The organism is Streptomyces sp. NPDC088147 (genome assembly GCF_044741565.1).
Lineage (GTDB): Bacteria > Actinomycetota > Actinomycetes > Streptomycetales > Streptomycetaceae > Streptomyces.
The window spans coordinates 103,195-121,551 of record NZ_JBIUSY010000012.1 but is presented as its reverse complement, the minus strand read 5'-3'; the positions used below and the strand labels follow the sequence as shown (position 1 = coordinate 121,551).

General features: G+C 69.3%; 17 protein-coding genes. 8 read left to right on the top strand and 9 right to left on the bottom strand.

The features are described 5' to 3' along the window. The first annotated feature begins 97 nt into the window (after positions 1–97). The 4 genes from ACIOGX_RS34955 to ACIOGX_RS34940 all read left to right on the top strand — a co-directional run bounded on the left by ACIOGX_RS34955 (position 98) and on the right by ACIOGX_RS34940 (position 2,129). On the top strand, positions 98–949 hold the full coding sequence (locus tag ACIOGX_RS34955) for a helix-turn-helix domain-containing protein (protein WP_401918740.1): 852 nt from the start codon (positions 98–100) through the stop codon (positions 947–949). Positions 950–962: 13 nt separating this feature from the next. After that, positions 963–1,157 carry a DUF397 domain-containing protein gene (locus tag ACIOGX_RS34950; protein WP_401918738.1) on the top strand — a complete coding sequence of 65 codons (195 nt, stop codon included), beginning with the start codon at positions 963–965 and terminating at the stop codon, positions 1,155–1,157. A gap of 90 nt (positions 1,158–1,247) precedes the next feature. Continuing rightward, a complete protein-coding gene (locus tag ACIOGX_RS34945; protein WP_356516689.1) occupies positions 1,248–1,442 on the top strand; it encodes a DUF397 domain-containing protein in 195 nt (64 codons plus the stop codon). Positions 1,443–1,769: 327 nt separating this feature from the next. After that, the gene (locus ACIOGX_RS34940; RefSeq protein WP_401918736.1) at positions 1,770–2,129 is read left to right on the top strand and encodes a hypothetical protein; all 360 of its coding nucleotides are present in this window, start codon (positions 1,770–1,772) and stop codon (positions 2,127–2,129) included. A gap of 41 nt (positions 2,130–2,170) precedes the next feature. Here the strand turns inward: ACIOGX_RS34940 and ACIOGX_RS34935 are convergent, their stop codons facing one another. Then, complete coding sequence (locus ACIOGX_RS34935; RefSeq protein ID WP_401918734.1) at positions 2,171–4,753, bottom strand: hypothetical protein; 2,583 nt, start codon at positions 4,751–4,753, stop codon at positions 2,171–2,173. Between the two features lie 350 nt (positions 4,754–5,103). On the opposite strand from ACIOGX_RS34935, the gene ACIOGX_RS34930 reads away from it, so the two are divergent. Continuing rightward, entirely contained in the window at positions 5,104–5,652 is a 549-nt protein-coding gene (locus tag ACIOGX_RS34930; protein WP_356516695.1) for a glycoside hydrolase family 25 protein, read from the top strand. A gap of 135 nt (positions 5,653–5,787) precedes the next feature. Here the strand turns inward: ACIOGX_RS34930 and ACIOGX_RS34925 are convergent, their stop codons facing one another. Next, on the bottom strand, positions 5,788–7,074 hold the full coding sequence (locus ACIOGX_RS34925) for a geranylgeranyl reductase family protein (RefSeq protein ID WP_030351353.1): 1,287 nt from the start codon (positions 7,072–7,074) through the stop codon (positions 5,788–5,790). 107 nt (positions 7,075–7,181) lie between these two features. Between ACIOGX_RS34925 and ACIOGX_RS34920 the strand changes: the two genes are divergently transcribed. Further along, positions 7,182–7,688: a GNAT family N-acetyltransferase gene (locus ACIOGX_RS34920; protein ID WP_356516883.1), complete on the top strand. Its 507-nt coding sequence runs from the start codon at positions 7,182–7,184 to the stop codon at positions 7,686–7,688. 70 nt (positions 7,689–7,758) lie between these two features. Here ACIOGX_RS34920 and ACIOGX_RS34915 read toward each other — a convergent pair whose 3' ends face one another. The 5 genes from ACIOGX_RS34915 to ACIOGX_RS34895 form a co-directional block, all read right to left on the bottom strand. Further along, on the bottom strand, positions 7,759–8,451 hold the full coding sequence (locus tag ACIOGX_RS34915) for a demethylmenaquinone methyltransferase (RefSeq protein WP_356516697.1): 693 nt from the start codon (positions 8,449–8,451) through the stop codon (positions 7,759–7,761). Positions 8,452–8,536: 85 nt separating this feature from the next. Beyond that, positions 8,537–8,986 (bottom strand): imidazolonepropionase-like domain-containing protein, encoded by a 450-nt coding sequence (locus ACIOGX_RS34910; protein WP_401918731.1) that lies wholly within the window; start codon positions 8,984–8,986, stop codon positions 8,537–8,539. A gap of 32 nt (positions 8,987–9,018) precedes the next feature. Further along, positions 9,019–10,245 (bottom strand): cyclic dehypoxanthinyl futalosine synthase, encoded by a 1,227-nt coding sequence (gene mqnC / locus ACIOGX_RS34905; RefSeq protein WP_356516701.1) that lies wholly within the window; start codon positions 10,243–10,245, stop codon positions 9,019–9,021. Positions 10,246–10,395: 150 nt separating this feature from the next. Then, complete coding sequence (locus tag ACIOGX_RS34900) at positions 10,396–12,237, bottom strand: serine/threonine-protein kinase (RefSeq protein ID WP_401918729.1); 1,842 nt, start codon at positions 12,235–12,237, stop codon at positions 10,396–10,398. Positions 12,238–12,394: 157 nt separating this feature from the next. Beyond that, on the bottom strand, positions 12,395–13,207 hold the full coding sequence (locus ACIOGX_RS34895; protein ID WP_356516885.1) for a menaquinone biosynthesis protein: 813 nt from the start codon (positions 13,205–13,207) through the stop codon (positions 12,395–12,397). 445 nt (positions 13,208–13,652) lie between these two features. Here ACIOGX_RS34895 and ACIOGX_RS34890 point away from each other — a divergent pair, with 445 nt between their 5' ends. Then, positions 13,653–13,856 (top strand): cold-shock protein, encoded by a 204-nt coding sequence (locus ACIOGX_RS34890; protein ID WP_017948713.1) that lies wholly within the window; start codon positions 13,653–13,655, stop codon positions 13,854–13,856. 229 nt (positions 13,857–14,085) lie between these two features. On the opposite strand, the gene ACIOGX_RS34885 is transcribed toward ACIOGX_RS34890, so the two are convergent. Continuing rightward, the gene (locus ACIOGX_RS34885; protein ID WP_401918727.1) at positions 14,086–16,014 is read right to left on the bottom strand and encodes an AMP-dependent synthetase/ligase; all 1,929 of its coding nucleotides are present in this window, start codon (positions 16,012–16,014) and stop codon (positions 14,086–14,088) included. A gap of 424 nt (positions 16,015–16,438) precedes the next feature. Between ACIOGX_RS34885 and ACIOGX_RS34880 the strand changes: the two genes are divergently transcribed. Then, positions 16,439–17,551, top strand: coding sequence for a MaoC family dehydratase (locus ACIOGX_RS34880; RefSeq protein WP_401918725.1), 1,113 nt, complete (start codon positions 16,439–16,441; stop codon positions 17,549–17,551). Here the strand turns inward: ACIOGX_RS34880 and ACIOGX_RS34875 are convergent. After that, positions 17,505–18,134 (bottom strand): TetR/AcrR family transcriptional regulator, encoded by a 630-nt coding sequence (locus ACIOGX_RS34875; protein ID WP_356516889.1) that lies wholly within the window; start codon positions 18,132–18,134, stop codon positions 17,505–17,507. The genes ACIOGX_RS34880 and ACIOGX_RS34875 overlap by 47 nt on opposite strands. Between the last annotated feature and the right edge of the window lie 223 nt (positions 18,135–18,357).

The following is an 18,357-nucleotide window of genomic DNA, read 5'->3' as shown; positions in this document are numbered from 1 at the left end:
TCACGTACGACATGTTGTACGCACTTGGAGCGTCTTGGTAACGAGTGGACTACCATCAGGACACTCGCAGAACTGAGTTCAACAGGAGGAGACGCCGATGCCACCGAGGAAGGCGCCCACGGCGCGCCAGCGTCGACTGGGTGCGGAGCTGCGCAAGATCCGGGAGCACACCGGCATGATGCTCGCCGAGGCAGCAGCCTTGCTCGGTACAGACCGCACCACCATCAGCAACACCGAATCCGGACGATTCGGCGTGAGCGCCGAACGAGTTCGCGCGTGGGCCGACAGCTACGGATGCCCCGACAAGGCCTACATCGACGCACTCGCCGACATGGCCGCAGAGCGCATAAACGGATGGTGGGAGGACTACCGCGGCGACCTCTCCAGTGGCCCACTCGATCTTGCCGAACTGGAGCATCACTCCACCGGCATTCGAGCGGTGCAGATCATGCATATGCCTGGCCTGCTACAGACCGAAGACTACGTGCGAGCAGTGTTCGCTCAAGCCGTGCCATCACCGAGTCCCGCGCGCCAGCGCCGCCTGCTCTCGCATCGGCTGAAACGGCGCGACGTACTCGACCGGGAAGACCCTCCCACCTGCACGTTCCTTATCCACGAGGCCGGACTGCGGATGACGTACGGCGGCTCCAAGGTCGCCCGCAGCCAGCTCGACTACCTTCTGAAGGAATCAGATCGCGACAACGTCACCATCCGTGCGATCCCGTTCGCGGCAGGCGGTTTCCCGAACGCCAGCAGTTCGACACACTATGTGTACGGGCCTGTTCCGCAGCTCGATACCGTACAGATGGAAACAGCGACCGGGCCGGAGTTCCTGGATGCTGATACGCGTCTCGCGAACTATCGAGCGGTGCTGGACCGGACCGAGGAGCGGTCGCTCGATCCGGAGAGTTCACGAGACTTCATTCGCAAGATCGCACAACAAGTATGAAGGCGTGAGAACAATGGATATTCAGTGGCGTAAGTCCTCGAAGTCTTCGGACGCCGAAGGCAACAACTGCCTCGAACTCGCCGAACACAACGGCGAGATCCTCATGCGCGAGAGCGACAACCCCGACGTCATCATCCACACCACCCGCACCAAGCTGCGCGCCTTCCTCGACGGCGCCAAGGAAGGCGAGTTCGACAACCTCGCCTGATCCAACGCGCTCCGCGAAACGGGCGGTCTCCACCGGCGCAGGTGGAGGCCGCCCGTTTTGTTGACGGGACGCCACGGCAAGCATGGAGGTATGGATATCCAGTGGCGCAAGTCCTCGAAGTCCTCAAATGCTGACGGCAGCAACTGCCTCGAACTTGCCGAGCACGGCGGCGAGATCCTCATGCGCGAGAGCGACAACCCCGACGTCATCATCCACACCACCCCCACCAGGCTCCGCGCCTTCCTCGACAGCGCCAAGCAGGGCACGTTCGACGACCTCGCCTGAGCCAGGCACCCTCACGCCCCGTCGGAGCTGGCGATGACCCATGCATCTGATCACGTACTACCTATCAATGCATGCCGTATCACTCGTTAGACGTAAACACTTGATACGCGCTCGCAGCAAACGCTAACGTCTCACCCGTGCCGCCGCCACGGGCAGAACTCCCGGCTCCGCCGTGCCCGTGGACGTCGCATAACTCCCCCTCCTTCTGCGCCAGTTGGGGGAGCGTCAGAAAGGTTGTCCCCTGCCCGCCGCTCGTCACGCCGGCCAAAGGCAGGGGGCAACCCCGCACCTCCTCCACACTCCGCCCACCCGCCAGGAGGCCCCACCATGCCCAACTCCGGCACAGAGCAAGCGGAGCGCGCGTTCTGGTGCGAGCGGGTCACCTACAGCTCGCTCGCCGTCGGCGGGGTCGCCGACGCGTCGCACCACGTGGCTCCCACCCCCGCAGAAGCGATCAGCGCCATCCGCAGGGCCGTTCGCGATCTCGCCGCCACCCTCCCGCTCATCGAGCGCAAGCGCGCCCTGAGTTGGGTGGACGGCGGTGGCTGCATCGGCGCGGTCGGGGCGCTGCACCGGGGCGAGCCGTGCGGGTTCTCGCTCAGCCATCGTGGCTTCTGGACGGAGTGGACCGTACGCCCCGTCCCGCTCCCCCTCAGCACCGGGCATGACGACGGCCCTGTGCGGTGACCGATCGGTCACCGCACAGGGCCGTACGTACGGCTCAGCCGTCAGTCTCGCTCGTTCGGCGGCTCGTACCACTTGTCGTTCGGTATGTACTTGCCCAAACTACCGTCCGGGTTGATCTCCCAGGCGCCCTTGATGTACCTCGAATCGATCCCGCCGGGGAAGGCGATCTCCTCTTCGCTGGCCCAGCGACTGTTGTCCCCGAGGGTCCCGTTGACGTCGATTCCACCCGGCGGATCGATGTCGTAGCGGTACTTCCTGTCCTCGTAGAGCAGATCCGGCTGCTCGTTCCTCGTTGTCCCGACGAACGCCGAGTCCGTGTTCTGCGTGACGTAGTCGTACAGATCCCCGTTGTCCGGATTCTTCGGATCGAAGCCGTTCAGGAAGATGTCCTCGGGGGGACGGTCATCGAAGCGGTACAGAGTCTCGTCCGTGTCGCGCCACTTGATGTCTTCCTCGTCGACACCCGTGATCTTGATGTCGTAGTCGTCCTCCATCACCTCTGGATGAGGGTTGGGGTTGGACTTGCCGACCGGGCAGTCCTCCGGCCCCGGCTCCGGCTCGGGCTCCGGCTCCGGCTCGGGCTCCGGCTCGGGGTCGTCCTTGATCGGCGGAGGCGGCGGGTCCGTGAGGCCGATCGCGATGGTCAGCCTGTCCTTCACGTCCTGGAACGTGTCAACACCGGCGATGGTGGACCCGGACACCGTGGAGATCAGGTTCAGAGGGGAAGGGATTCCGGAGCCGGCTGCGAACGTGGTGCCACTGACGACAACGGGCGTACGAATACCGGCCGAGGCGAGCGTGTAGCGCCCGCTGCCGGCTCCGCCCGTGGTCACACGGTTGTAGAAGGCGACATTTTTGTCCCGACAGTCGTCCTTGTCGTCGTCCTTGTCGTCGTCATCCGGCTCGTCCGGCTTGTCCTGCTCCGTGCAGTGCTGGGTGATCCCTGCCGGGCCCATGACCGGCGTGCAGACGGTTTCCTTGCCGTCGTCGTCCTTGTCCTTGTCGTCGTCCTTGTCATCGTCATCCGGCTTATCCGGCTTATCCGGTCCCGTGCAGTGCTGGGTGATCCCCGCAGGACCCATGACCGGCGTGCACACGGTTTCGTCATCCGAGCCACCACTGTCCGAGCCGCCGCTGCTCGACCCACCGCCGCTCGAACCACCACCGTTCGAACCACCACCGCTCGAACTGCCGCCATTCGAACCGCCACCGCTTGAGCGACCACCGGTGGAACCGCCACTGCTGGACCCGCCGCCGTTCGAACCGCCGCCGTTGGAGCCGCCACCGCTTGAGCGACCACCGGAAGAGCCACCACTGCTGGACCCACCGCCGTTGGAGCCACCACCGCTCGAACCACCGCCGTTCGAGCCGCCGCCGTTCGAGCCACCACCGCTCGAACTACCACCACCGTTGGAACCGCCGCCGCTCGAACGCCCACCGTCGGAACCACCGCTGTCGGACCCACCATCCGAACCACCGCTGTCCGAACCACCATCGGACCCACCACTGTTCGAACCACCACCGCTCGAACGGCCACCGTCGGACCCGCCGTTGGACCCGCCGCCGTTGGAGCCGCCACCATTCGAACCACCGCCGCTCGAACCACCGCCGTTGGAGCCACCGCCGCTCGAACGACCGCCGTCCGAACCGCCATTGGACCCACCACCGTTGGAGCCGCCACCGTTGGAACCACCACCGCTGGAACCACCGCCGTCCGACCCACCACCGTCCGACCCACCACCGTCGGAACCACCGCCATCGGAACCGCCACCGTCAGACCCGCCGTCGGATCCACCGCCGTTGTTCCCACCGCCGTTGTTTCCCCCACCGGAGTCGCCACCACCGTTGTTCCCACCGCCGGAGTCGCCGCCGCCGTTGCTCCCACCGCCGGAATCACCACCACCGGAGTCACCCCCGCCGTTATCCCCACCACCGGAGTCACCCCCGCCGTTGCCGCCGCCGTCACCACCGCCGTTGCCGCCGCCGCCCGACTCACCACCGCCGCCCGCGACCGTGTCGCTGTCGCAGTCGCCGCCGAGGATGGTGCAGACCGCCGTCTGAAGACCGTTCGCGATCTGAGTGCCCACGCCACCGAGCACAAGCGCACCGATGATCAGGGCGACCAGACCGACCATGCCCGCGTACTCGGCCGCCGACTGCCCGCGATCCCGACGCCACCCGATCACGTGCGGAACCGACGGGATCCCCTCCCGGCGCAACCGCTCCAGCGTCCACCGCGGCCTCACCGCCCGCTGCTCCGAAGGCAGTTCGAACCACGCCCGGCTGGCACCCGCACTGACCAGCGCCAGCAGCGCACCCGGCAGCAGAAGCTGGCTGAGCCCACGCGCCGAGCCCGCGTACAGATTGACGATGCTGCCCACCAGCAGCCAGCCCTGAAGAGCGATCAACGCGACCCAGACGACCTTCCCACCCGTCCACACACGCCGCGCCAGAATCACAGCGGCAATCCCCGGCACCAGCGCGTAGAGCGCGGCCAGCGTGAGCGTCGGCGTGATGTGGGTGCCCAGGTCGAGCAGCGAGTCGAACACACCGATGCCGCCCAGCAGCGTGAGAGCGAACATCAGATACAGCAGCACCCGGGTCACGACCAGTGATCTCGGCAACTCCCATCGATGTGTGGGTATGCCGACCTGATAAACCAGGCCCTGTGAGTCCGACACGGGTAACCCTTCCAGCAAACTGCTCTGTTGTCCGGCGCGCAGGCGTCCAGCCGCGGCACGTATATCGGACAGTACGTACGAGCTAGACCCATTTCGAAGGGCCCACGGGCCCACCCCGGGCCCACGCCGGGCCCACCCCGCGTCTCAACGGCGGGCTCAAGTTCCCTCAGCTGGGGGGTTTCACTCGTAAAGATGTCGTGGCTGTCGCCGATACGCCAGCGCGATCCGTACGAACCAGGCTTGGGTAAGGGAGAGTTGAAACGCTTGAACCACCGCGCAGGAGGCCTCCCCCCATGACCACCAAAGGCATCGATGTCTCGTCACATCAGAGTTCCAGCTACAGCACCGCCGGCCTCGACTTCGTCTTCATCAAGGCCACCGAAGGCACGTCATACGTCAACCCCAAGATGACCGCGCAGGCCGGACGTGCCCGGGACGCCGGGCTGGTGGTCGGCTTCTACCACTTCCTTCGGCCCGGTGACATGAAGGCGCAGGCGCGGTATTTCGTCGAGGAGTGCGCCAGCATCGAGTACGACCCGCTGTTCGCCGACTGGGAGGACGACGGGGTTTCCTGCGCGCAGAAGGACGCGTTCATCGCCGAGGTGAAGCGGTTGCGCGGGTCCAATCACCAGGTGGGGCTGTACTGCGGGCAGTACTACTGGCTGCACCGTGACACCACCAGCAACGCGGGCGACGCGTTGTGGATCGCCGACTATGTGACCGCCGGAAAGCCCCGGATCAAGGCCGCGTGGAAGTTTCACCAGTACACGGACACCCCGGTCGACACGAACGTGGGAAAGTTCGCCGACCGGGCCGCCCTGAAGAAATGGACCCGAGGCTGAGACGGATTCCAGCACTGAGACGGTTTGCCGAGCCGGAACAGATTCCAGCACCGGAACGGATTCCAGCGCCCGGACGGATTCCCGGGCCGGAACGGATTCCAGGGCCGGGACAGTCCCTCCCCCGGAAGGGCCCCACTACGCCTTGGGGGCCACCTTCGACAGTCCGTTGATGATGCGGTCCATCGCGTCGCCGCCCGTCGGGTCGGTCAGGTTCGCCAGCATCTTCAGGGTGAACTTCATCAGCAGCGGATGCGTCAGCCCGCGCTGCGTCGCGATCTTCATGATCTTCGGGTTGCCGATGAGCTTCACGAAGGCGCGGCCGAGCGTGTAGTAACCGCCGTAGGTCTCCTTGAGGACCTTCGGGTAGTGGAGCAGTGCCATCTCGCGCTGGGCGGGGGTCGCGCGGGCATGGGCCTGGACGATGACATCGGCGGCGATCTGGCCGGACTCCATGGCGTACGCGATGCCTTCGCCGTTGAACGGGTTGACCATGCCGCCCGCGTCACCGACCAGCAACAGGCCCTTGGTGTAGTGCGGCTGGCGGTTGAACGCCATGGGGAGCGCGGCGCCGCGGATCGGCATCGTCATGTTGTCCGGGGTGTAGCCCCAGTCCTCCGGCATCGAGGCGCACCACGCCTTGAGCACCTCGCGCCAGTCCAGCTCCTTGTACGCGGAGGAGGAGTTGAGGATGCCGAGGCCGACATTGGACGTGCCGTCGCCCATCCCGAAGATCCAGCCGTAGCCGGGCAGCAGCCGGTCCTCGCCGGGGCCGCGGCGGTCCCACAGTTCGAGCCACGACTCCAGGTAGTCGTCATCGTGGCGGGGAGAGGTGAAGTACGTACGGACCGCGACGCCCATCGGCCGGTCCTCGCGCCGGTGCAGGCCCATGCCCAGGGACAGCCGCGTCGAGTTGCCGTCGGCGGCGACGACGAGGGGCGCGTGGAAGGTGACCGGGGTCTTCTCCTCGCCCAGCTTGGCGTTGACGCCGATGATGCGGCCGGTGCGGTCGTCGGTGATCGGGGCGCCCACGTTGCACCGCTCGTACAGCCGCGCGCCGGCCTTCTGCGCCTGGCGGGCAAGCTGTTCGTCGAAGTCGTCGCGCTTGCGGACCAGCCCGTAGTCCGGGTACGCGGCCAGGTCCGGCCAGTCCAGCTGGAGCCGTACGCCGCCGCCGATGATCCGGAGCCCCTTGTTCCGCAGCCAGCCGGCCTCTTCGGAGATGTCGATGCCCATCGAGACGAGCTGCTTCGTGGCGCGCGGCGTGAGGCCGTCGCCGCAGACCTTCTCGCGCGGGAACGCGGTCTTCTCCAGCAACAGGACGTCCAGGCCCGCCTTGGCGAGGTAGTACGCGGTGGTGGAACCGGCCGGGCCGGCGCCCACGACGATCACATCTGCGCTGTTTTCGGAGAGGGGCTCGGTCACAGCGGGTTCTCCCGAAGACTCGATTTTGGGTACCTGGCGGCACGGGGCATGTGCAGTCTATGGGGGTGCACCGTTACCTCCACTGAAGGGTTGCCCTCGTGAACAACATGACCCACCCGCTCCCTGTGGTGCAGCTCCACGTGCCCACGGAGGAGGACGCGTTCCACTGGCACCGGGTTTTCGACGACCCCGAGGTGATGGAGTTCCACGGCGGCGTCTCGGCGGAGAAGTCGGTGTACGAGGAGTTGACCGCCCGGCAGCGCAGGCACGACGCCGAGCGCGGCTTCTGCTTCTGGACGATGACGGACGATGACGGAGAGGTGATCGGCTTCACTGGCGCCCAGCCGTGGCCGCACGAGACGTTCGGTCCGGTCGGCGAGATCGAGATCGGCTGGCGGCTGGGGCGGGCCCACTGGGGGCGGGGTTACGCGACGGCCGCCGCGCGCGCCACGTTGGAACGGGTACGCGCGGCAGGGGTCGGCCGGGTCGTCGCGATGGTCAACTCCCGCAACGAGCGCTCGGTCGCGGTGACGCGGCGGCTCGGGATGGAGCTGGCGGAGACGTACCCGCTCTCGTCGGGGGACACCGCGTACTGCTTCCGGATGGACTTGTGAGCCGGTGAGCCGGTGAGCACCCGATCCGGAGCCGAGCCGGTCCCGGTGGGTGCTACCCCCGGCCCGGGACTCAGGCGCGTACGCCCCGGTGCAGCGCCACGATCCCGCCCGTCAGATTCCGCCACGCCACCTTGGACCAGCCCGCCCCCTTCAGCCGCGCCGCGAGGGCGGGCTGGTCCGGCCAGGCCCTGATCGACTCGGCGAGGTAGACGTACGCCTCGGGGTTGGAGGACACGGCGCGCGCGGTCGGCGGCAGCGCGCGCATCAGGTACTCCTCGTAGACGGTGCGGAACGGCGCCCACGTCGGGTGCGAGAACTCACAGATCACGATCCGCCCGCCGGGCTTCGTGACCCGGTACAGCTCGCGCAGCGCGAGGTCCGTGTCCTGGACGTTGCGCAGGCCGAAGGAGATCGTCACCGCGTCGAAGACCGCGTCGGCGAACGGCAGTTTCGTCGCGTCCCCGGCCGTGAACGGCATCCACGGGTGCCGCTTCTTGCCCGTACGCAGCATGCCCTGGGAGAAGTCGCAGGGCACGACGTACGCACCGGTCGCGGCGAGCGACATCGAGGAGGTGGCGGTGCCCGCGGCCAGGTCGAGGACCTTCTCCGCCGGGCGGGCCTTCACGGCCTTGGCGACCTCCTTGCGCCACAGCCGTGCCTGGCCGAGCGAGAGCACATCGTTCGTGAGGTCGTACTTCTCCGCCACGTCGTCGAACATCGAGATGACTTCGTGCGGCTGCTTGTCCAGGGAGGCTCGGGTCACGCACTCCATTGTGGCAGGGCCGGAATCGACCGGACCGGGCCACTCCCTCGTACGGGACTCCTCATACGGGACTCCCCGTACGCGGCTACGCGCGGCGGTGCACCAGTCGGCCCGCGCACACCGTGGCGACGCAGCGTCCGTCCGCGTCGAACACGGCGAGATCGGCGCGGCCCGCCTCGGCGATCGCCGTACTCCCGGCCGCGGGCAGGACGAGGACGCCCACCCGCGCGGCGGCGGCGCGCAGCCCCGGGGCCGTCGCGTACTCGGCGAGGACCGCCGCCGCGCCCAGCTTCAGTACGGCGTGGATCCGCTCGCGCGGGGTCGGGGCGTCGGGCAGCGGCCCCTCGTGGACACGGGCGGGTCCGAGCACCCCGGCCCACTTCCGTACCCGCGCGCCGGGGAACCGCTCCCGCAGCTCGTCGAACGTGCCGACCGCGCCGATCCGGTCCCCCGCCACCATGACGCCGCCGCCCTTGATCGGCTCGACGGCGTCCCAGGTGCGGCGCACCTCGTCGGCCACGTGCAGGGTCTCCACCGCGCGGACTCCCGGACTCCCGATCGATCGGCTCAGTTGGTGGCGATGAGCTTCAGCTCGGGGTGGGCCGTACCGCCCTCGATCGCCGTCGACGAGATGTGCGACTGGACCCGGTCGTCGACGGGGTCGTTCGCCGGGTCGTCGTGCACGACGAGGTGCTCGTACGTCGTGGCGCGCTGCGCAGGGACGCGGCCCGCCTTGCGGATCAGGTCGATGATCTCCAGCCGGTTGGACCGGTGCCTGGCGCCGGCCGACGACACCACGTTCTCCTCCAGCATGATCGAGCCGAGGTCGTCGGCGCCGTAGTGCAGCGACAGCTGGCCGACCTCCTTGCCCGTGGTCAGCCAGGAGCCCTGGATGTGCGCGACGTTGTCGAGGAAGAGGCGCGCGATCGCGATCATGCGCAGGTACTCGAAGAGCGTGGCCTGCGTCTGGCCCTTCAGGTGGTTGTTCTCGGGCTGGTAGGTGTACGGGATGAAGGCGCGGAAGCCACCCGTCCGGTCCTGTACGTCACGGATCATCCGGAGATGCTCGATGCGCTCGGCGTTGGTCTCGCCCGTCCCCATGAGCATCGTGGACGTCGACTCGACGCCGAGACCGTGCGCGATCTCCATGATCTCCAGCCAGCGTTCGCCGGACTCCTTGAGCGGCGCGATCGCCTTGCGCGGGCGGGCGGGCAGCAGTTCGGCGCCCGCGCCCGCGAAGGAGTCGAGACCGGCGGCGTGGATGCGCCGGATCGCCTCGTCGACGGAGACACCGGAGATCCGGGCCATGTGCTCGACCTCGGAGGCGCCGAGGGAGTGGATGACCAGCTGCGGGAAGTCCTTCTTGATCGCGGCGAAGTGCTTCTCGTAGTACTCGACGCCGTAGTCCGGGTGGTGGCCGCCCTGGAACATGATCTGCGTACCGCCCAGCTCCACGGTCTCCGCGCAGCGGCGCAGGATGTCGTCGAGGTCGCGGCTCCAGCCCTTGGCGGTGTCCTTGGGCGCGGCGTAGAAGGCGCAGAACTTGCACGCCGTCACACAGACGTTGGTGTAGTTGATGTTCCGCTCGATGATGTACGTCGCGATGTGCTCCGTACCGGCGTACCGGCGGCGGCGTACGGCGTCGGCCGCGGCGCCGAGCGCGTGCAGCGGAGCGGAACGGTAGAGGTCGAGCGCTTCCTCGGGGGTGATGCGACCGCCGGCGGCGGCGCGGTCCAGGACGTCAGTGAGGCTGCCAGTGACTTTTACGGACGTGAGGTCGGCCTTCTCGGTCACCGGTGCGGGTCCTTCCCAAGGGGGCTGTGACGACCGATCCAGCCTACGCCAGGGGTGGCGGCGAGCCGCGAGCGCCATGGGGCGGGTGGGGGCGGGGTGAGCATCCGGCGCGTGGAAGCGGGCCGCTCACCTCCGCGGTCACCCCTGTGCTCACCTCTGTTTCGTCAGGACGCCGGTGGGGCTGCCCGCCCGCGCGTCCTCCGAGAGGTAGCGCAGACCGTCCCTTTCGAGGCCGAGCCGCAGGCCGGTCGTGCTCTCGGTGCACACGTCCTTGCTGCGAGGGCCGCGCCGGGCGTCGACCACGAGGGTGTTGCCCTCGACCCCGGTGAGGGTGAGCAGGTCCTCGCAGATGAAGTTGCCGAGGATGTCGGTCTGTTCGGCCTTTCCGACCCGTTCGCCGGTGGAGCCCGTTTGTATGGTCACCTTCATCGTGCCCGCGGGCAGTCCGGCGGCGGTGACCTCGCCGTCCCAGACACCGACGAGTTCGGCGGGTACGGAGGCGTCGCCGGGGTCTGTCGGATGACCGGAGTCTGTCGGATGACCCGAGTCCGTCGGATGACCCGAGTCCGTCGGAGGAGCGGAGCCTGCCGGAGGAGCGGACGCGGAGACGCTCGACGACGGGCCGGGCTTGTCCTTGGAGGCGGAGTCGTTGGTGCCGCCGCCCGGGATGAGGTCGAAGAGGAACGCGCTGCCCACCATCACGGCGGCCATCGCGCCCGCGACGGCCAGTGCCACCGTGCAACTGACCTTGCGCGCACGGCGTCCGGTGCCGGAGCGGGTACGGGAGTCGGAGCCGACACCGGAGCCGGAGTCGGTGCCGGGGCCGGAGTCGTGACCCGTTCCCGGTGCCGTCGTGGTGTCGGCGGAGACCGACACGGAGAACCGCGCCCCGGCGGCCGGGGCGTCCTGGGGTGAGTCGCTCGGCGGGGTCGGCGGCGGAGTCGGCGGCGGGGTCGGCGGCGGGCCCGCCTGTATGTCCGTCGGCGGTCCGAAGGCCCCCATCGACGGGTTGCTGAACGGCACGGGACCCGTCTGTACGGGCGGAGCCGCCGCTTCCAGGTGCAGCAGCCGGACCACCGCCCGGCTGACCTCCTCGACCAGCGGAGCCGGCAGCCAGCCCGCGGCCACCAGCCCCTGCGCGCCGTCGGCCGCGCGCACGGCCCCGTCAGCGGCCCCGCCACCGGCGAGGCGGCGCACGATCTCGGCCGGCGCGGGCCGTACGGACGGGTCCTTGGCGAGGCAGTCCGCGACCAGTTCGCGCAGTTCGCCGCGGAGGGAGCCCAGTTCGGGCTCCTCGTGCACCACCTTGTAGAGCAGCGCGGCCGACGAGTCGCCGGGGAAGGGGCTCGTGCCCGTCACCGCGTACGCCAGGACCGCGCCCAGCGAGAAGACGTCCGACGCGCCCGTGACCACCGTGCCCAGGATCTGTTCCGGCGACATGTAGCCGGGCGACCCGACGGAGACGCCGGTCGAGGTGAGCGAGGCGGTGCCGTCCGTGGCACGCGCGATACCGAAGTCGATCAGCCGGGGCCCGTCCGGGGCGAGCAGGACGTTCGACGGCTTGACGTCCCGGTGCACGAGCCCGAGGCCGTGCACGGCCTCCAGCGCCTCGGCGAGACCGGCGCCCAGCGCGCGTACGGAGTGTGCGGGCAGCGGTCCGTACGTGCCGACCGCCTGGGTCAGCGAAGGGCCCGCCACATAGGCCGTGGCCACCCACGGAATGGCCGCCTCCGGATCGGCGTCCAGCACCGGCGCCGACCAGCGGGACCCGTCGGGCGCCGTACCGACGCGCTGCGCCGCGTCCACCTCGCGGCGGAAGCGGGCCCGGAACTCCTCGTCCGTCGCGAAGTGCGGATGGACGACCTTGACCGCGACCGTACGGCCGCCGTGCGAGCGGGCGACGTAGACCCGGCCCATTCCGCCCGACCCCAGCCGCCCGAGCAGCCGGTACCGACCGATGATCGCCGGATCGCCGGCCTCCAGCGGCTGCATTCCCCGTCCCCCTCGCGCGTCCTGTCCTGCGTCCCCGTACGTCCCGACGGACGGATCTCTACGCCTCTCCTGCGCCTCTCAGCGCTTCTCAGCGTCTCTACGCAGCGCCTCTCAGCGCCTCTACGCAGCAGAGTAGGGGGTGGGGGTACGTCCGTGGTCAGGTCCTGAGCAGCTCGACATGCACATCGGCCGGGAACCCGGTGGTCGGGCCCGTCCGGTGCGCGAACTCCCGTACGCCCGCGAGCTGGTCGGGGCCGAAGCGGAAGTCGAGCGTCGTGAAGTACCGCTCCAGCAGCTCCGCGTCGAAGGTCTCCCAGCGTGCGGCCTGCTTGGCGACCTTCGCGACCTCTTCCAGGGAGAGGTCCCGGGACGCGAGGAACGCCTCGTGGACCTTCCGTACGACCCCCGGCTCGCGCGCGAGATAGTCCTTGCGCGCCGCCCACACCGCGAAGACGAACGGCAGGCCCGTCCAGTCCTTCCACATCTGCCCCAGGTCGTGGACCTGGAGGCCGAGCCGGGGCGCTTCGTAGAGCGAGGCGCGCAACGCGGCGTCACCGATCAGGACGGCCGCCTCGGCCTCCTGCATCATCAGACCGAGATCCGGCGGACACGTGTAGTAGTCGGGCGTCACCTTGTACTGCTCGCTCAGCAGCAGCTGGGCCAGGCGCACCGACGTACGGGATGTGGAGCCGAGGGCCACCCGGGCACCGTCCAGCTGGTCCAGCGGTACCTGCGAGACGATGACACAGGACATGACAGGTCCGTCGCAGCCGACCGCGAGATCGGTGAAGGCAACAAGATCGTCGGCGTTGCGGAGGAATTCGACGAGGGTGACGGGCGCGATATCCAGCTCGCCGCGCACCAGCTGTTCACTGAGCTTCTCGGGGGTGTCCTTCGTCAGCTCCAGATCGAGAAGCGCGCCGGTCCTGGCGAGGCCCCAATAGAGGGGCAGGCAGTTCAGGAACTGAATATGGCCGACACGCGGCCGACTGCGACGGTCGTCGTCACCTCCGGCCGCCGCGCCGGGCGCCTCGGGCGCATCGGGCGCCTCGGCCGGGGGTGCCGCCGGGGGTGCCGCCGCGCCGGATGCCCCTGATGCCCGTGATGCTTCTGCTGCCGTGTTTTCCGCTGGACTGTCCACAGCGCGAGGCTAGACCCGCGCCGGGTGCGGGACGGCTCCGGGGCTCGCTTACGGCGTGGCTCGTCAGCACGTCAGGGCCCTATACAAACGTCCGGGTGAAGTGATCTTTCCCTCTACCGCTGGACATGTGCCGCGTGCTAGGCTCGCCGCAAGTTGCAGTTTGGTTTCCCTTGCAGTACAGAGCCTGCGGAGCATGTGACCCGCAGGCTTTTGTAGTTTTCAGACTTCTTTGCAGGTTCTGGAGCAGGGCAACCCTTTGGCCCAAGGAGGGCTTATGGCTACCGGAACCGTCAAGTGGTTCAACGCTGAAAAGGGCTTCGGCTTCATCGCCCAGGACGGCGGCGGCCCGGATGTCTTCGTCCACTACTCCGCGATCAACGCGACCGGCTTCCGCTCCCTTGAGGAGAACCAGGTCGTGAACTTCGACGTCACTCAGGGCCCGAAGGGCCCGCAGGCGGAGAACGTCACCCCGGCCTAGTTGCCCGGGTCGGCGATCGCGCACGACTTACGCAGTAACCAAGGAGCCCTGCTTTCCCCACTCGGGTGGGGGACAGCGGGGCTCCTGCCTTTTCGCGCGGGCCCCGCCGCCCGCGTGTCGCCATGGCTACCGATCGTCCGCTATCGAACTCCTGTTCCCACACCGGGGCGACACCGGAGCGACACCGGAACGTATACGACCGCTGAGCGGCGGGACGGCCCGCGCGCCCTTACCGCCACCCACCCCAGCCGCCCCCGCCCCTCCCCGCGTACAGCCCCTCGATCTCCGGGCCGAAGTCTTCCGCGATCTTCGTTCTCTTCAGTTTGAGCGACGGCGTCAGGTGGCCGCTCCCCTCCGTGAAGTCCACCGGGAGGACGCGGAAGCGGCGGATGGACTCCGCGCGGGACACCAGCCGGTTGGCCTCGTCTATCGCGCGTTGGAGTGTGCCGCGCAGGTCTTCGTCCTCCGTCAGGGCGGGCAGGGGGATGTCCTGCTTCCCCTTCATCAGGCGCCAGTGGGCCAGGCCGTCGGGTTCGAGGGTGATCAGGGCCGTGACGTACGGGCGGTTGTCGCCGAGCACCATGCAGTGGCTGACCAGCGGATGCGCGCGCAGCCAGTCCTCCAGGGGCGCCGGGACGACGTTCTTGCCGGCCGAGGTGATGATGATGTCCTTCTTCCGGCCGGTGATCGTCAGATAGCCGTCCTCGTCCAGCGCCCCGAGGTCCCCCGTCGCGAACCACCCCTCCGTATGACCCGGCCCGGATCCCGGTCCCGGCTCCAGCGCCCCCACCACCCGGCCGTGCTCCGCGTCCCAGTAGCCGGCGAACACATGGCTCCCGCGCAGCAGCACCTCCCCGTCGCCGGCGATCCGTACCGCCGTGCCCGGCAGCGGCCAGCCGACCGTTCCCAGCCGGGGTTTGAGCGGTGGGGTGACGGTCGACGCCGCCGTCGTCTCCGTCAGGCCGTACCCCTCGAAGATCTCGATGCCCGCGCCCGCGTAGAACGCGGCGAGCCGGCGCCCCAGGGGTGAGCCGCCGCAGATCGCGTACGTCACCTTGCCGCCGAGCGCGGCCCGTATCCGCCGGTAGACCAGCGGGTCGTACAGCGCGCGGGCCGCCCGCAGGGCGAACGACGGGCCCTGGCCCGTGCCGTGTTCCTCCGCCTCCACGGCCTGGCCGTACCGCCGGGCGATCCTCGCCGCGCGGTCGAACGACGAAACGCGGCCCATCCTCTCGGCCGTCGCACGGCCGGTGTTGTAGACCTTCTCCAGGACGTACGGGATGGCCAGCAGGAACGTCGGCCGGAACCCCGCCAGATCCGCGAGCAGGTCGTCGGTCCTGATGGACGGCGCGTGTCCGAGCCGTACCCGCGCCCGCAGGCAGCCGATCGCGACCATCCGTCCGAAGACATGGGACAGCGGCAGGAACAGCAGCGTGGACGCGGGTTCCTTGCTCACCGACTTGAAGACGGGGTGGAGCAGTTCGATGGCGTTGTCCACCTCGGCGAAGAAATTGCCGTGGGTGAGGACGCAGCCCTTGGGGCGTCCGGTGGTGCCCGAGGTGTAGAGGAACGTGGCCGGGGAATCCGGCGCCAACTGCGCGCGGCGCGCGGTGACGTCCTCGTCCGCGAGGTGCTCGCCCGCGCCGCGCAGGGTGCCGACGGCGCCGGTGTCGAATGCCCACAGGAGGGTGAGGCCCGGCAGCTGCCTGCGTTCCTGGGAGATCAGCCGGGCCTGGTGCGCGTCCTCCACGACGCATGCCACCGCGCCCGAGTCCTGGAGGATCCAGCGGGCCTGGAACGCGGAGGAGGTCGGGTAGATGGGTACGGTGATCAGCCCGGCGGCCCAGGCCGCGAAGTCGAGGAGCGTCCACTCGTAGGTCGTACGGGCCATGATCGCGAGCCGGTCACCGGGACGCAGCCCTTCCGCGATCAGTCCCTTGGCGACGGCCAGGACCTCGTCGGCGAAGGCGGCGGCCGTGACGTCCCGCCACCGCCCGTTCTTTCCTTTGCGGCTGAGGACGGCCTCGTCGGGGGCCTCTTCGGCGTTGTCGAAAGGGATGTCCGCGAGGGAACCGCGCCGGACGGATGGCGCGAGCGGCGGTACGGACACCTGCCTCACGGTCCCGTCCACGCGCTGCTTGTCCGGCTCGACCAGCATCGGAGGAACGGACACGGTGGACCGAGAGGACCCGGGGGACCGAGAGGACGGGCGGGACTCACGGGACTCGCGGGACTGGGCGGAGTCGGCGGACTCTGCGGACTCGGCGGGCTGGGCGTCGGCAGATGTGTCGGCGGACACGGGCGGCTCCTCGGCAGTGAGGCTTGTGCGGCGGTGCGGCGGTGCGGCGGTGCGGCGGTGCGGTCTCTTCGGCCTCGCGGCTCTTCGGTTCTTCGGCCTCGCGGCTCTTCGGCTCTTCGGCTCTTCGGTTCTGTCATCCGGACAGGTCGGACGCGTTCGGGAATCGCCGCCTCGCCGCCTCGTGGACTCGAAGAGGGCTGAGAGGAAGTATCTCGACCAAACTCCTGACCCTTAAGTAACCTTACTGAGGGGTAAATCTACGAGCGCCCAGGGAGCCAGGACAATGGCCGACCGCCATCTGCACGTCACCGGCACAGCACCCGGCCGTTTCCTCTCCTCACCGCCCCGGCTCGCACCCGCCATGGTGCGAGGCGCCCTCGCCTCGCCGGGCCGCGCACGGCGGCTGCGGCGGCCGGGCTGGACGGGGCGGATACGGGACGGAGCCGATGCGCTGCCCAGGACCCGGCTCGTTCTGGCCGGTGCCCGTATCGACCCGGGTCGGCTCGCTTCGTACGCCCGGATCTGCGGGTTTCCCACCGACGGGAACGGGACGGTGCCGCTCACGTATCCGCATGTGCTCGGATTCCCGCTGACCATGCGACTCATGACGGCGTGTCAGTTCCCGTTGCCCGTACTGGGGCTGGTGCACACCTGGATCGAGATCGGCGGAGAGCGCGCCCTCTCGGTGGACGAACGGCCGGAGATCAGCGTGTACGCGCGGAGTCTCGTGCCGCACCGCCGGGGCGTGGAAGTGATCATCGTGACGGAGGCGCGGGTCGGCGGTGACGTGGTCTGGCACTCCCGCAGCGCCTATCTCGCACGCCACCGGGACCGCGACGGGCAGGGCGACGACCTCGGCCACGCAAGCCGTGGCCGCGGCCGTGACAGCCGAGGCCGTGACAGCCGAGGCCGTCACGGCGGCCCGGCGCCCGCGGTCGCGCCCGACATCCCCCGACCACTGCCGGTCAGCGCGGAGTGGCGGCTACCCGCTGAGCTGGGCCGTCGCTACGGAGCCGTGTCCGGCGACCGCAACCCCATCCATCTGCATCCGCTCACCGCGCGGCCCTTCGGCTTCCCGCGCGCGATCGCCCATGGCATGTGGACGTTCGCCCGCTGTGTCGCGGAGGCGGAAGCGCAAGCGCGAGCCGGAGCCGGTACGGGTGCAGGCACAGGTGCAGGTACGTGGACGGGGACAGGTGGCCACGCATCCTCCGTACGCGCGGAGTTCAGGGCACCCGTACTGCTTCCCGCCACCGTGACGTACGCCGCGCGGACCGGCACCGCGCGGACCGGCACCGAGGGGAGCGTCGCCTTCCAGCTGCGTGACGGTGACGGGACCCGCGTCCACCTCACCGGGGAGCTGTCTCGCGGTCCGTCCAGCGCTCCCCCGCCATGAGGTTCCCGAGTCCCGTCCAGGCGAAGTTCATCAGCGTCGCCGCGGCCTCCTTCGCCGAGACGCCCGGAGTCTCGTTCGCCCACGCCGCGAGCGCCTCCGCCGCCCCCACCAGCGCCTGCGCCAGCCCGGCCACATCCCGGTCGGCCAGATCGGGCGCGCCGTGCGCCTCGCGGGCCGTCGCGCCGATCAGTCCCGTCACATACGCGACGAGCGCGTCCCGCATCCTCGTGGCCTCGGCGGCGAACGGCTGGCCGTGCGTGCGCGCCTGACGGTGGAGCACCGCCCAGCCGTCCGGGTTCTCCGCGGTGTGCGTGAAGAACGCCACCAGTCCGGTCCACAGCTGCCGGTCGGCCGGCGCTCCCGGTTCCACGGCCGCCGTCACCGCCGCGACCAGCGCCGCCGACTCGCGCCGGATACAGGCGGTGAACAGCTCTTCCTTGGAGTTGAGGTAGAGATACACCAGCGGTTTCGAGACGCCCACCTGCTCGGCGATCTCATCCATCGAGGCGGCACGGTATCCGCGCTGTCCGAAGGTGCGCACGGCGGCGTCCATCATCTGCCGTTCGCGCTCCGCGCGCGGCATCCGCTTGCTCTTGCCGGTGCTCGCGGCACTCACCGCACCCACGTCAGGCTTCCTCCCGCTCGTCCTGCCATCCCCGTCGGCCCGCGAATCCGGCCCAAACCCCGTCAGCCTACGGTTCACCGGAAGCCCGGACAGCGGACCCGTGGTGTTCCGGCCGTCTTCCGGCCCCTCGACTCGCGCGACGGAGAGGGCCGCCCCGGCACGTCGCCTGTACGGCACCGGC

Coding starts and splice junctions, on each gene's coding strand:
- ACIOGX_RS34955 (WP_401918740.1), top strand. CDS start 98: ATGCCACCGAGGAAGGCGCCCACGGCGCGCCAGCGTCGACTGGGTGCG.
- ACIOGX_RS34950 (WP_401918738.1), top strand. CDS start 963: ATGGATATTCAGTGGCGTAAGTCCTCGAAGTCTTCGGACGCCGAAGGC.
- ACIOGX_RS34945 (WP_356516689.1), top strand. CDS start 1,248: ATGGATATCCAGTGGCGCAAGTCCTCGAAGTCCTCAAATGCTGACGGC.
- ACIOGX_RS34940 (WP_401918736.1), top strand. CDS start 1,770: ATGCCCAACTCCGGCACAGAGCAAGCGGAGCGCGCGTTCTGGTGCGAG.
- ACIOGX_RS34930 (WP_356516695.1), top strand. CDS start 5,104: ATGACCACCAAAGGCATCGATGTCTCGTCACATCAGAGTTCCAGCTAC.
- ACIOGX_RS34920 (WP_356516883.1), top strand. CDS start 7,182: ATGACCCACCCGCTCCCTGTGGTGCAGCTCCACGTGCCCACGGAGGAG.
- ACIOGX_RS34900 (WP_401918729.1), bottom strand. CDS start 12,237: ATGCAGCCGCTGGAGGCCGGCGATCCGGCGATCATCGGTCGGTACCGG.
- ACIOGX_RS34890 (WP_017948713.1), top strand. CDS start 13,653: ATGGCTACCGGAACCGTCAAGTGGTTCAACGCTGAAAAGGGCTTCGGC.
- ACIOGX_RS34885 (WP_401918727.1), bottom strand. CDS start 16,014: ATGCTGGTCGAGCCGGACAAGCAGCGCGTGGACGGGACCGTGAGGCAG.
- ACIOGX_RS34880 (WP_401918725.1), top strand. CDS start 16,439: ATGGCCGACCGCCATCTGCACGTCACCGGCACAGCACCCGGCCGTTTC.
- ACIOGX_RS34875 (WP_356516889.1), bottom strand. CDS start 18,134: ATGCCGCGCGCGGAGCGCGAACGGCAGATGATGGACGCCGCCGTGCGC.